This is a genomic window from Methylocaldum sp. GT1BB, from assembly GCF_051027545.1.
Lineage (GTDB): Bacteria > Pseudomonadota > Gammaproteobacteria > Methylococcales > Methylococcaceae > Methylocaldum.
In genome coordinates this window covers 3065215-3079321 of sequence record NZ_CP194902.1, presented here as the reverse complement: position 1 = coordinate 3079321, position 14107 = coordinate 3065215, and the positions used below count along the sequence as shown (strand labels likewise).

The window sequence follows — 14107 nt, the reverse complement described above, 5'->3', positions numbered from 1 at the left end:
TCCGGCGTTCAGTTCGCGACGTACCGGTCCAATCGCGGTATCAGCGAAGCGAGAAAACTGACGAGGCGCTTCTCGGTCGCCGCGAGATCCTCGCCCGGAGGTGCGCGGGTCGTAAGTCGCACCAGCGCGCCGTCGCTACGGTTCAGGGTCAGCGCGTCCCAGAACAGATACCACTTGACGTGATATTCATTGGTCAGGTTCCGGCCACGCTGCTGAAACCAGTAATGAACCAGTTGCCTTTCGTCGCCTTTCTGAATCAGGACCCGATTGACCCTGAGATCGCCGGCGTAAAGCCGGATGCCCGGAATCGACACCGTCTCCAAGGACTTGATCTGCCATCCGCCGCCCGGTATGCAGGAACGCGGGGAATGCACCGACTCGCCCTTGCGCTGCGAAGCGTAATAGGCCGCGTAGAAATTCACCGGCGGCGCGCCGCCCTTGCTGAAATCGGCCAAGATGTAATCGTCGAACTTCAAGGCATCGACATACTGCTGTTCCATGATCTCGCGCCGTCCCTGCCAGGCGTCCATTTGCATCGGAAACTCGGCGAACGATGTGCGCGGCGGAACCGATTCCACCCGCTTCTCCAGAGTCAGCGATAATCCGGCCGCAACGATCAGCATGCCTCCGACCGTCCAGAACTCCCGAGGCAGCGTCCGCTTTCGAGGTGCGATATCCTCATCCGGCCCTTCGGGCCACCTTCTCCCGGAAGGAGAAGGAGCCAAGGCGCGGCCTTCGGCCGCGGAGTTTCGGGCAGGCTCGGGAAAAGCGATGTCGAAAAGCTCCCTCAGCGGGCGCTTGTCTTCACCGATCCGCGCCAGCAAGCAAATCTCGCCGATCAGAATGGCGGTACAGGCCATGAAGATGGCCCAGCCTTCGAAATCGTGCAGAAAGCCCTCCGCCATCGACGGGCCCCGATATTCCACGAGCACCCCGATGAGCCCGACGCGAAGGCTGTTCATCAGAACGGTAATGGGAATGCTCGACAGGAACACGAGCACCCGCTTCCAAAGCGCCGCTTTGAAAAGGTAAGCACAGATAAACGCCAGCCCCATGAGAGGGAACAAGTATCTAAGCCCGCTGCACGCTTCCACGACCTGGAGCTTGTACGCGCCGAGGTCGATGACGTTGCCCTCGAGATAGACGCTGATATCGCACAAGCGAATCAAGCCGACCCCTAGCCGGGAAGAGAGAAGCTGCAACTCCGAAGACAGTTCCTGATAGACGAAACTGGGCAGCGGGATCGCGAAAAACAGAAAAAACAGCGGAACCCGGACAAGCCGGAAAACTTCCGGTCCGAGAACGGTGAGAACCACGCCGAAAAGCACGATCAGGAATGCGTACTGCTCGATGATGAGCAGCGTGCTCAATTCGCCCAGAAAGAAGAACGCCAATCCGGCGGCGACGAGCGATAAACCGGGCGGGCATCCGGACATCCTCGCGGCCGCGATATCGTTCTTTTTTTGCCAGATGAGAAAAGCCGTGACGAAGGGGATGAGGATGCCGTGGCTATATTCATCCGAATTGAGCCAGGCATCGACCGTATAGGTCAACGCGTCGAAAAAGATGATGGCTATCAAGACACCGAGTATGGCGAGCCTCGACCAGACCCGGCCTGATGCTCTCCGTTGTAACTCGGAGTGAATTCCCTTCACGATATGTTGATCCATCGAGGCATCCTGCCCGGAGCGATGATGCATCAGTTCATCGCTACGCCCGAGCGATTCGCCCACTTCTCGCGCATCACCCGCCATGCGAATTTCGGCAGTTCGGCTTGCCGCCGGAATCTTTGGGGCTCGCGGGCGAGCCGGTAAAACCACTCGAGATGCATGCGCCTGAACAGCGCCGGAGCGCGCCTCACCTTTCCGGCAATGACATCGAAACTGCCGCCCACGCCCTGACACACTTTTACCGAGAGCTCGGGGGCGTGCTGCATCATCCAGAACTCCTGCCGGGGGCTTCCCAGTGCGACGAACAGAATCTCGGCCCTCGATGCGTTGATGTCGGCCACGAGCTTCGGCATATCGGGTTCGCGGACATAGCCGTGCTGAAAGCCGGCGATGCGAAGTCCCGGATACCGCTCGGGAAGAATCCGCGCCACCTTTTCGTTCACTTCGGGGCTTGCTCCGAACAGAAAGACGTTTCGGCCTTGGGCCGCGCCGATTTCGCAGATGGCCGGCATCAGATCGGCTCCCGGCACCCTGCTCGGCCAGCCCAGCCCCAGCCAGCGCGCGGCCCAGACCACGCCGATGCCGTCCGGGATGAGCAGCTTCGCGCTCTTCAAGGCCTGCAAGAGCCGCGCGTCGTCGCGGGCCCGCATGATCTTTTCCGGATTGACCGCCGCGATAAATCCGCCCCCATCGCCTCGAAGGATATCGTCGACAGTCGCCAGCGCCCTGGGGAAATCGACAACGTCCACGGGCACGCCGAAAATATCGATTCTCTCGTTATTCATGGAATCCCTTCCCTGACGAGTTCTACAGATCGAGAACGACTGACTCCACCCGTCGATCCCTGCTTATCGCGGGTTATCGACGCTCATACCATATCGACACGATCCGCAGTGAAATCGTCACACCCCCAGTAATGCTACGTATCGTTTTCGTATCGAATGGCAAGCTCAAGTGACGTCGTCAGGGCACGATTCAGGGACTTATTCCAAATCGCTTTCAATAAGGAATTCATGTTTGTAGGGTGGGTTAGGCGCACATCAGCACTGACCGACCGCCGATCACTGCGCTTCGCGTGCGCCGTAACCCACCGAGCGACCGTCAATCGGTGGGTTACGCGGAGCCTGTCCTGAGCTTGTCGAAGGGCCTGTCCCGAGCGGAGACTAGGGGCCTGTCCTGAGCCTGTCGAAGGGCTAACCCGCCATCGATGGGTTTCGCTTCGCTCTACCCATCCTACGATGAATGTTCATTCGAATGCCGAATGGAATTACATGGTTTTCAAAGGCTCCATCGCGCGCTCCAATAACAATTCCAAAGCCGCCATTCCGTCGCGATGTGCATCATCGAAAGAGAGCGCAGTGTGGAATTGGTGGGGAAATTCGCCGGCATATCGGACCAGAATGGAAACCGCCGGCTTTCGGACTCCGTAACACGGAGACTGCCAGCCGAGTATGGGATCCGTTTCTCCGCGGTGCAGGGTCATGACGCCTCCGGCAAGATCCAGCCGGGCGCCGATGTCGTTGCCGCTCAAGACGAACCCCGCTCCGGCGGGCGCCGCCTCGACGCCGAGATGCCAGATCAGTTCGGCGACATGATGCCCCTGCCCTGCCAGATAATCCCGGATCAGCAGATGATCCGATCCGTCGAAGGCGATCGCCCGCCAGTGGGTGATTCCTAACCGGCGATATCCGTCATGCCGGGCCAGCAGCAGAATTCTTCCGCTTTCGTCGCGATGACACTTCACCAGGGAAGCGTCGTGGCCGTTCGACCATTGGAACGACGTTTCCTGTCTCGCCTGATCCCGCCCGTCGACGCGCACGGTATTGTGGGCGGCGGTGCTTCGAAACCAGCGCCGCCAGGTCGGATCGCCGGTATAGGTGTATGTGTTGGGATCGATCAGAAGCTCGCAGCCGCCGACCTTCACATGAAGGGACAATGCATCGGCATGGGCGTGCCCGAAGCCCGGCGCCATGCCGAGCGGACCGTGATCGAAGATCAACCGCACCGGCCGTTCGCCGCGTCCCCTGACGACCGTATAACCCGTATTCGGAAAGATCGCCGGGTTTTCCGCCGGCGCCGGTCCGCTCCAGCTGATGCGGAGATGGCGGGACAGCGCGTAGCCGTCGTCGCAATCCCCTATTCGCGGCAAATCGTCCGGACCGTCGGCCAGTGCTCTCAAGAAGCGCCGGCCACGGCGAACGGCATCGGCCAAGGCTCGCGGTACCCGGTGCCGGCGGTGTTCGAGCAGCGCTTCTACCAGCCCGAGCAAATCGACGATGAAAAGCTGATACCAGAAGGCCTGCTCGATTCCGCCCCCGTCCGGGAGCACCTGGCGCTCGGCTTCGTGCTGGAGAATGCGAAGTCCCCGCGTCCGCCATCGAAAGGCATCCGGCAGCTCCGGGAACAGGGTTCCGGCATAAACCAGCCCCGCAGCCTCCGCGACGGTGTGATTGCCGGCCGAGGAATGAAGCGACAGCCTTTTCGCGATGAGAGGCGCGTGGGACGAAACGAGCCTCAACAGATTGCCCCAAGTCTGTTCGGGCGCCGTTAGGCGATCTCTCGTCAGATCCAGCGCATGGCACGCGGCGATCACCCGCAGTGCGCATTCCATGGCGGACACGTAATGAATCCCGGTCAGGGGCGGATTGGCCTTCACCCAGGAATCGAGCACGGCTTCCATCAGTTCGACCGCTTCCCGCGCCCGGTCCTCGTCCGCGTTCGCCAGCAGCGCCAAATTCACCAATTGCTGTAGACGGGAGGGTTCCCACACCACGCGCGCATCGCCATACGGATTGCCCTGTCGATACGCAATCGATCCGAAGAAGGTTTGCGGCCAAACGTGGCCGGTATCGGGGGCAACATGCCAAATGCCCGGATCGGGTGCCCAGGCCCACCGGCATCCCAAGGCCGGCCACTCCCCGGCCAGCCAGCTTTCGGTTTCGGCAGCGGTCGGCAGAAAGGCAAAGGGAAGATCGGGCATCTGCCGGACGGAGCCACGACAGAACGTGAAGCCGTCCGGACGACGGTCCGCATGCCGGCCGCCAAGGCGATGCTCCCGCCGCAACCGCCGCAGCGTCCACAGCTCGTTGAGCCGATGAACGATCTCCCCGCCGCTCATGACGCCGAGGCGTTTGACGTACCAGATGATGCTTTCCATAGCTTTATGGGCGCCTATCGGAGTTCGAATCGGCTCCTATCCCTGGGAAACGATGATTCGCCGCGTCTTGTAAAAAAGGAGCGCATACATCACGGCCATGCCGATGGCATATGAGAGCACCGCCGTCGTCAAACCGATGTCGTAGTGTCCGCTCGCCGAAAAAATCGCGATCACGACTAGCGTTCTCGCCAGATCCCAGAAAAATAGCCATCTTTCATGACGCATGATCGTGATGACGGACGAAAGCGGCGACGCGATGATTTGAGCGACGATGAAGGGCGTCAATGCGGCGAGAACTTCGCCCGCACCGCTCCACTCCTCTTTTCCAAAAATCAGCCCCACGTACCAGGGACCCGCGAGACAGGCGATCGCGACGGGGATGCTCAGAAGCATGAGCCGGCTCGAGGTCCGCTCGAACAGCGCCCGAAGCGCTTTGGAATCGCTACTGGCCAGGCTCCGCGCCTCGCCCCAGAAGCTCTGCCCGACCGCGCCGGTGAGCGTACTTACCGGCCCGGTGGCGAGGCGGTACATGAGCGCGTACCACCCCAACTCGACGGCCGAAAAATGGTGGGAAATCATGATGGCGGGCAATAGCAAGCCGCTGACGTTGATGATCCCCGTACTTCCCGAAACCAGCACGCGCCGCCGGATCGCTCGGGCTTTCGCGCACAGCGCGAGCGCGCGGATATTCGCGAGGCTGCGCCGCAGATCGTTCCGGGCGTGCCGGTACAGACCTCCGACACCGATGAAGGCGCCGAGCACCGTGGCCCCGATCAGTCCCAGCGCCCCGAGAGAATAGATGCCGCCGATCAGACCGAGCGCGACCCCGGCCAGGCTTTGTCTCACTCGTGCCCGTGCTACCGGGGTGAGATGGGCCGCGCGAACGAACCAGCCCGAAAACAGGGTGTGAAGACCGCTCCCGAATACCGCCACAGGCATGAGCCAGAGAAAAGGGTCGATAATCCGCCAGTCGACGAGCGCGATCGTATGATGGAGACCGAAAAAGGAGACGCCGAAATAGGCTAAGGACATCAGCAAGAGATAGAGGATACCGATCACCTCGATATAGGCGGCCGATTTTTCTGTGTGGGCCGCGGCGACCAGCCAATCGAAGCGCATGGTGGCGATGGCCACCGCGACACCCAGTATGGCGGCAAAAAGAGCGAGAACGCCGTAATCGTGCGGCGAGTACAAGCGAGTCATGATCGGAGAGACCAGTACCGGCAAGGCCTGGGCAAAGAGGCTCGCCGAGGCGACTTTAAGAAAGTTTTTCTTGAAGCGCGAAGAGGCATCGAAACGTGCGTGCAGTTTTCGGCGCCACCCATAGAACATTTCCATTCCGTAACCGCGCAAGAAAATACTCAATCAGCGGAAATATTCATTTCTCCAAGATATAAAAGAGATGATACTCGTTGTCGCTGGCGAAAAATCGGTAAGCGATACGCCCAACCCTGGATATGGAATTTTCAATCCGCCTCCTTGAATAGAATTTCGTGCCTATTTCCCAGTAATGCTGTCCGTCGAATTTCCAATCCTGCCAAAAGCAAGGCAAAGTCAAATTGAGCGAGATCGGCGGTGTCTTCGGCAATTTCATTCGCAAACCGGCAAGCGTCACGTGAGCGTAGGGAAGGCTTAACACGACGCGCTTTCTGGCAATCCCTAAAATCCCTTTGAGCGTTTCTTCGAAATGTTCGTACGGAAGATGTTCGAGAACTTGGCAACACACGACGACATCCGCACTGCCGACGGGCACGATCGAAGCGATTTCCCGCACGTCTCCGGTGAAATCACAGCCAAGACTCGGATCGAAATCGAATCGCTTTACCCTGATGCCCCGCGCCTCCAGAACTTTCGGCACTATGTCGTCCCCGATCCCGATGTAAAGCGCGTCATCCGGCTTCGCGACAACAACCTCCCTGATTTGATGCCAGTACGAATTCCATCGGGCGAGCGTAACGTAGCTCTCGAAGCTGTAGTGTTGCGGCGGCACTTGGCTGGGCATCGCGGATCTTCCTTGAAAGCGCGCGGAATCAGGTTAGAGCCGCAGAACTTACGCCCGGCACAACCGTGGTCGTGCCTATCGGATAACATTCGCCGGTAACGAAACCCCGTTCGGCCGCGATGCAGGCGCGCGTCACTGCCTCGATTTCGTCGAAAGCCGGTAATACGACATCGGGCCTGAGCAGGCTCGCGCAAAACAAGGCCATCTCTTCAAAGAAACCCTTCTCCTGTTTCCTGGTGCGGAAGGCATGCCGCCTTCCGCCCGAGTAGAGTTCGGTCGACGTGAAATCGTCTATGACGGCGGCTCTGCCGCCGCCGAACGCCTCGAAGCGCTCCTTGGCCAATCCGGTATCTCCCGCCGCCGCGTAGATCAGCGTCCCTACCGAGCCGTCGGCGAATTCCAAAGCCATGATGCTCTGGTCGTTGGTAATGCCGGTTTGGTGATATCCGACCGAAACGCTCCGAACCGTCGTCACCGGAGAACCGCAAACGGACTGCATCAAATCGACGAAGTGACAGCCTTCGCCGATGATGCGTCCGCCGCCGACGGTGCGGTCCTGGATCCAATGGCTCGGATCGATCGCTCCGGCATTGACCCGGTAAACCATGACCAGGGGACTCGTGCGCCCGTCAAAGTGGGCTCGGATTTTTCGCGCATGCGGCGAATGTCTCCGGTTGAATCCCACCATCAGCCGCAGCCCGGAATGCGCCGCCCGGACGTAGGCCTCCGCGATCCCGTCGAGTTCGTTTTCGTCGAGGCACAAAGGCTTTTCGACGAAGACGTGTTTCCCGGCGCCCAGCGCCTTTACGACCATGGCCGCATGGCTGTCGTGGCGGGTCCCGATCAGAACGGCGTTGATGTCCCTATCGTCCAATATCGCCTCGTAATCGTTCGAACAGTAGGCCGCTTGAAGCTTGTCCGCCACCGCGCGGGCACCGATCCCGCTGCCGGTGCACAAGGCACGGATTTCCACGCCGGGCCGGCCCCGAAGATGCGGAATCAGCATGTCTTTAACGTGGTTGCCGGCGCCGATGATGCCCAGGCGCACGCGGGATTCGCTCCTAGACGGCCGCAGCTCGACCACCCGAGCCGGCCGGTCTCCGGCAATCGCCGGATAATCCAGCACGATGCCGAGATAGGGCTCGGTCTCTTCCATGATCAGGGTGTAAGCGTCCGTCGCACGATCGATGGGAAAGCGATGGGTCGTCAGTCGCTTCAGGTCCAGATGCCGTTTTCGGACCAGGTCCAAGAAGGCTTCCATGTTGCGCCGCTCGGTCCAGCGGACATAGGCATAGGGATAATCCACTCCCTTCTCTTCGTAGACCCGATCGTGGCGGCCGGGGCCGTACGAGGTCGAAAGCCGGAGATCGATCTCCTTGAGATAAAACGGCTCGCGCGGAAGATTCATGCTCACCGCGCCGACCACGATCACGCGGCCGCGCTTGCGGCAGACCGCCGCGGCCGCGCGCACCGGTCCGTTGTCCTTGGCGCTCGCCGTGATGATCGAGGCGTCCACCCCCTGCCCCTTCGACAGGCTTTCCGCCGCTTCCTCGAGTTGCTCCGGCAGCACGGCGATTGCACCGGACTCTCGGGCCATTTCCAGCTTATAGGGGTCCGGGTCCGATCCGATCACCGTGCAACCGTTGGCCAACAACAGCTGAACCGTCAACTGGCCGAGCAGTCCCAAGCCGATGACCGCGACCGTTTCTCCCAACCGCGGCTCGGCCTGGCGAATGCCCTGCAAGGCGATGGCGCCCAGGGCAACATAACTCGCGTCCTGGAAATCGACCCCCTCCGGGAGTTTTACGCACAGATTCTTCGGGACGAACACGATTTCGGCATGGGACGCATAGTTCTGTCCGGCGCAGGCGACGTTATCGCCGACCTTGAAACCTTGTACCTCGTCCCCTACTTCGATCACCACCCCGGCGCAGCTGTAGCCCAATGCCACCGGAGCATCCAGGCGATTGAGAACCAGTTTGGCGGTTTCCACCAATCCTTTTTTCTTCACCTGGTCCATCACTTTCCTGGCCTGATCGGGTCGTTCCATCGCCTTGCCCATCAGGCTTCTCTGTGCGACCCGCACGCTTGCCCGCTCGGTGCCGGCACTAATCAGCGAGCACCGGCTCGCAACGATCAATCCGCCCGACCGCACCATCGGTGCCGGCACCTCGCAAACCTTCAACAATCCCTTACGATAGTTTTGTACAAGCTGTTTCATTCCTCGGCGAACCTCCCTATTGTTTCGGAACTTCCGTCATTCCATTCGGCATTCGAACGAAGATTCATCGTAGGGTGGGTTAGCGGAGCGTAACCCACCGATTCGAGGCCGCGCAGTGGGTTACGGCCCTGCGGCCTAACTCACCTTACCAAATCCGGCAACGCTGACGTCCGATGTGCGAAGCCCGGCGGACGCCGTCAGCCTGTAGGCTTCCGGCTCGGTCAGCGACAATGTGCTCATGCCGCGCCTGGCCATTTCCGATGCAGCCAGATACATCCTGCATACCTGCAGCAAATCCTCCGCCGGATACGAAGGCGGCATCCGATTCTCGACCGCCTTCAGATAATCCCGATACATTTCGGCATGGCCCTTGTTTCGGAACCAATAACGAAATACCTGATGTCGCGCCCCAACCTGAACCTCCAGCTTCAGAAAATCGTGGATGGTCAGAGTCATATCCCCTCGCCGTATATCGACGTACTCCTGTACCCCGCGCAAGGAATTGCCCCGGTCGGTCGAGACCAGCGTCGCCTTGGAGCCATCCCTGAACGCAATGACAATGGAAACCTCGTCTCCGGCCGGAATCCCGCTCGGCGAGGCGAGCGTTATCCCGACGGGCGGAGCGCCGATCAGGTAATAGGACAAGTCGATCCAGTGGCACAGGTTTCCGGTAATTCTCGTCCCCTGTGCCGGCCAGTAATACCAGTGGCTAGCGGGAAGACCCAGCTCCTTGACGATGCACGTCACGGTAATCTGACCGCTCCTAAGCGATAACAGATCCCGGCACCGTTCGATGATCCGGCTGTGTCTCCGGTTGAATCCGATTTCGATGAAGGCGCCCTCCTGCCGGCGCAGCTCGGAGAGCCGGCAAAGCTGCTGATAATCGGTTACCGGAGGCTTCTCCATGAATATCCTGGAACGTTCGTTGATCGCCAGGGCACGCTCCGCCAGTTCCAGATGGGTGGAGTGATAGGTACAGATGACCACGGAGGGTTCGTCCAGATGCCGCAACCTCGCCAAGGCCCGCGTGGCGGAGGTATCCCAGTAACCAAACCCTTCCCTTGCTCCGACCACCGCCGCCGCGGCGGGATTCAGGTCGACGACGGTATGCCTATATAGAGGTCTCAGGCTGGGCAGGACATAAGCTTGGGCATAGGCGCCGGCGCCGATCAGGAAAAGCGCTCTTTCATTTCCTATCGTTGGCTCTTTTCGTTGGAACCGGGATTTTCGCGGGGACGGCTTGTACCGCCGCTCGATCATCGGATCGTTGCCGCCGTCGTCAGCGGCGTGCGAATCGAGGTCTTGGAGAGCGTTTTCCAAATCGAACTCGACATGGGTCCCGGAGTAAGGCGACCAGCCGTGCATCGCCTCGAACCCCTCGGGATGTTCGCTCAAATACCGGAGAACGCGGTGCAAAACCGGCCGCCACTGTTCCCGGTCGGGAATCTTGACGCACCAGCGACGGGGAAAGGCCAATACCGACGAATAGGGATATTCCTGAGGTCCCAGACCTACGAACAGATCCGAGCCTTCCCTGATTTTTCCGTAGGCCAATACCAAGGCACGCTTTGCGTGGAGCCGCCGCTGGAATCCGGCGGCTCTCGCTTTCGACAGCGCGAGCCTCGGGCCCTCGTGCAAAAGAAAGAAGATGATTTTGGACAGGCGGTTCGGATAGTCGAAGCGGTGGGCTTCCGATTGAACCGGCTTCCTGAAAGCGACAGCCTCTTCCACCTCGATCAAGACCGACGGGTAAGGGGGCTCCGGATCGGGCAGAAGGTACGACTTGTCGGCGAATTCAATTTCCATTGGCGCTGGCTATCCCTTCCAACGATAGGCTTGTGTCCGTTCGATATCCGAACCGGCGACTTCGTCCGAGATCAATAAACTACCGTTCGACAGGGTGACATCAGGCGGTGCTAGCCGTCGACTCGCCTCCGGCGCTATCAAACACCGATACCATGTCCTTGATAAAACGCTCCTTGGTATACAGGGCCTCGTATCGCTTGCGCGCATTTCGCCCCATCTCTTCCCTGCCCGTCCGGTTGTCCATCATCCATATGATGCGTCTTGCCACGTCTTCCGCATCGTTCGCCGTCACCTCCAGTCCGGTGACGCCCTCGATCACGGTTTCCCGAAGGCAACCGCGATCGGAGTACAAGACCGGCAACCCCGCCGCCATGGCTTCGAGGACGACCAGAGGTTGGCCTTCCTGCTGAATGCCGGCGAACACGAACAGATCGGCGGAGGCATACAGTCTCAGCTTTTCTTCTCCGGAAACCGGTCCGGAAAACGTCACGGCAGCGCTCAGATCATGCTCCCGAATGAACGCCATGGCCTCATCCCGATCCTCGCGATTCGACCATTCGCCGGCGATGACGAATTCCGCACGATCCCCCTTGGCGCGCAGTACCTGCGGAACGGCCGCCAAAAGCGCCAAAGTGCCCTTGGCTCGGTTGAGCGTACCGACATGGAGAACCCTGAATCGCGCATCCTGTCTGGGACGCTCATAGTCTTTGACATATTGACGAGGCCAATCGATGCCGTTCGACACCACCGCGACCCGCCCGGCATCCGCCAATCCGTCGAATATCGGCCTCAGCGAATCGCCGAGCACGACGATGCGTTCGGTTCTCCGCAAAAAGGCGCTTACGTACGCCTTGACCGGTTTCCCCTGCGCCTCGTACCACGTCCTGAGATTGCCGCCGTGCAGATGGATTACCAGGCGGCATCCGGACAAATAAGCAAGCCAGAAAAACAGGCTGTCCCTCAAAATGCCCAGGGTGGATTGAGATATCGGCAGATAAGCCAAGTGCGGCCGCTCGGTGAATACGATCTTGGCCAGGCTGAGCCATTCCTTTACGAACAAAACCACGTCGTAGGCATCGGGCTTGTATACATTCGCGATGCCCCGCCTATCGGCCGTGTCCACCAACGATACCTCGAACGCCCGGGCAAGCTCGGAGTGGAGCAGCATATCAGTCGCAACGGCCACGCCGTGATACGGCGGCGGCGTCGGTCCTATGATCAGGAGCTTCCGTTTCATTCCTTGAACCATCATCTATGTCTGATAGCGCGAGAGGCTCCAGGTTTCACCTTCGAGTGGAAAAATTCGATCATCCGCCGGGCCGAACCCTCGATGCCGATGTTTCGGGCCCGCAAGAAAGCCTCGCGTCCGACTCGGCGCAGCTCCTCCTCGGGCATGGCGAGAACCTTCAATATGGTTTGGATTGAGCCGGAAATATCGAGGGGGTCGATGACAAACCCGGTTTTGCCCTCCTCGATCAGATCTTCCGTGGCAGCGGCATGGATCGACGAAATGACCGGAAGTTCAGCCGCCATACCCTCCGCGATAACGGCGCCGAACGTATCGGCGAGGCTTGGAAAGACGACGATGTCGGCGAGCGCGTAATAGGTCATCAAATCCCGCCACTGAACGTGTCCGACCAGATGCAGGTTGCCCCACCCGCGCGCTGCGATATGGTTTACATACCGTTCTCTCTCCGGACCGTCTCCGACCACCAGGAGCGTCGTTTCCGGCCGCGTCTTCACGATCTCCGCGTACATGTCGAACAACTGCGGATAACCCTTGGCGTCGATGAGCCGCGCGACCGACAGCAGGACCGGCCCCGGATACCGGCTCTTGATGTCCCGAAACCCGGGATGCGCTCTGCACGCCGCCACTTCCGAATTGACGTAGTCCACATCGATCGGCATCGGTGCCAACAGAATGTCTTTTTCGTCGATTCCATAGTGCATGAAAACATGCTTCGCTTCGCTCGAAGACGCGATCGCTCCCGAGGAAAGCCCGCAGATCAACCGCCTGAGCCCATGGCGCAGTCGACTGCCGCCGGCGCAGCTCCTAAGCGCCAACTCGCCCCAGGCCAAATACGGTTTTCGATGTTTCGCGCAATACAGAAGAGCCCCCCAATTGGCGGGGGCGAATCCGCCGCTAAGAACGAGATCGGGATTCAGTCGGCTTAGCCGCTCGGTTACTCCGTAGTTCATGTGAACGGCAGTCTCACGGCCCCGGATCGGCAAATGAAATCCCGGCAAAACGTCCGCATCGAAACGGTAAGCGTCCAGAATCCAATCCCGGTTCTCCTCGGTTTCCGCCATGAGCAAAACCGATAAACGGTCTACTTGCCGGGATATCGCCTCGAATAACGGAATCCGATACGGCGTCAGTATATTCGTTACGATGGCCAGGTTCATACCTGCTCCATACTGCCCCGGACAAAATTCATGACCTGCCATTTAATAACCGCATACCAGGGAATCAAATCATAAATCCTCGCCCATTTCGGCAGCGGTAAAATAGTTCTGGCTCGGCGCCGGATAATCCGTAAATTATGCAGATAACTTATTGAACTCTTGGTTTTGAAGAAACTCGAGGGATTTCGATAATAAATGACCGCCGGCAGCGGGAGTAATACCACTCCCCCGTGCCGCATCGCACGAATGAAAAGATCGTAGTCTATGCACATCTCCAGGCTTTCGTCATACCCTTTGACGCGTCGCCATATCGATCTCGGATATATCGCCGTGGAATGAACCAATGGGTTACTGCGATAGAGTCTGGCTACCGTAATTGAAACCGGCCGTTCTCCCGCGGCGGCCGCGGGCTGGCTCGATATTTCGGGGATGGTCGCCGGAAAATGATCGGCCGGTATATATCGGGTAGCCGCGATCGCCACGTCCGGATTATCGAGCAGAAATCCGACCACGTAAGACAGACGCCAAGAAACGCTCAAATCGTCGGCGTCATTAATCGCGATATAGTCCCCGGATGCCCTTCGAATCGCTTCGTTAAGCGCTCGCGACCGGCCCATGCGTTCGCACCTGATATAGTGGAAACGCGGATCCTTTATCGCTTTGCAAATATTTTCCGTCGCGTCGGATGATCCGTCATCCAGAAAAACCACTTCGAAGTTCGCATAATCCTGAGCCAGGGCGGCGGATATCGAGGATTCGATATACCGATCGGCATTGAATGCCGTCATGACGATCGATACCTTTGGCGGTTCGGGTCTATTTTCCAATGATGAGCTCATACATTC

At 59.3% G+C, this 14107-nt stretch carries 10 protein-coding genes; all 10 read right to left on the bottom strand.

The annotated features are described in order from the left end of the window. Positions 1 to 8 precede the first annotated feature (8 nt). The 10 genes from ACR2TX_RS15190 to ACR2TX_RS15145 all read right to left on the bottom strand — a co-directional run bounded on the left by ACR2TX_RS15190 (position 9) and on the right by ACR2TX_RS15145 (position 14101). Complete coding sequence (locus tag ACR2TX_RS15190; protein WP_434129995.1) at positions 9 to 1754, bottom strand: exosortase C-terminal domain/associated protein EpsI; 1746 nt, start codon at positions 1752 to 1754, stop codon at positions 9 to 11. Then, positions 1700 to 2455 (bottom strand): WecB/TagA/CpsF family glycosyltransferase, encoded by a 756-nt coding sequence (locus tag ACR2TX_RS15185; protein WP_434129993.1) that lies wholly within the window; start codon positions 2453 to 2455, stop codon positions 1700 to 1702. The genes ACR2TX_RS15190 and ACR2TX_RS15185 overlap by 55 nt, the downstream gene beginning before the upstream one ends. Positions 2456 to 2937: 482 nt before the next feature. Continuing rightward, a complete protein-coding gene (locus tag ACR2TX_RS15180; protein ID WP_434129991.1) occupies positions 2938 to 4827 on the bottom strand; it encodes a heparinase II/III domain-containing protein in 1890 nt (629 codons plus the stop codon). Between the two features lie 36 nt (positions 4828 to 4863). After that, entirely contained in the window at positions 4864 to 6159 is a 1296-nt protein-coding gene (locus ACR2TX_RS15175; protein WP_434129989.1) for a lipopolysaccharide biosynthesis protein, read from the bottom strand. Positions 6160 to 6205: 46 nt separating this feature from the next. Further along, positions 6206 to 6829 (bottom strand): hypothetical protein, encoded by a 624-nt coding sequence (locus ACR2TX_RS15170; RefSeq protein ID WP_434129987.1) that lies wholly within the window; start codon positions 6827 to 6829, stop codon positions 6206 to 6208. A 28-nt stretch (positions 6830 to 6857) separates the two neighbouring features. Beyond that, complete coding sequence (locus tag ACR2TX_RS15165; RefSeq protein ID WP_434129985.1) at positions 6858 to 9050, bottom strand: bi-domain-containing oxidoreductase; 2193 nt, start codon at positions 9048 to 9050, stop codon at positions 6858 to 6860. A gap of 135 nt (positions 9051 to 9185) precedes the next feature. Next, the gene (locus ACR2TX_RS15160) at positions 9186 to 10856 is read right to left on the bottom strand and encodes a Gfo/Idh/MocA family protein (protein WP_434129983.1); all 1671 of its coding nucleotides are present in this window, start codon (positions 10854 to 10856) and stop codon (positions 9186 to 9188) included. 100 nt (positions 10857 to 10956) lie between these two features. Continuing rightward, entirely contained in the window at positions 10957 to 12093 is a 1137-nt protein-coding gene (locus tag ACR2TX_RS15155) for a glycosyltransferase family 4 protein (RefSeq protein ID WP_434129980.1), read from the bottom strand. 11 nt (positions 12094 to 12104) lie between these two features. Beyond that, positions 12105 to 13262 (bottom strand): glycosyltransferase family 4 protein, encoded by a 1158-nt coding sequence (locus ACR2TX_RS15150; RefSeq protein ID WP_434129978.1) that lies wholly within the window; start codon positions 13260 to 13262, stop codon positions 12105 to 12107. Then, positions 13259 to 14101: a glycosyltransferase gene (locus tag ACR2TX_RS15145; protein WP_276205382.1), complete on the bottom strand. Its 843-nt coding sequence runs from the start codon at positions 14099 to 14101 to the stop codon at positions 13259 to 13261. The genes ACR2TX_RS15150 and ACR2TX_RS15145 overlap by 4 nt, the downstream gene beginning before the upstream one ends. Between the last annotated feature and the right edge of the window lie 6 nt (positions 14102 to 14107).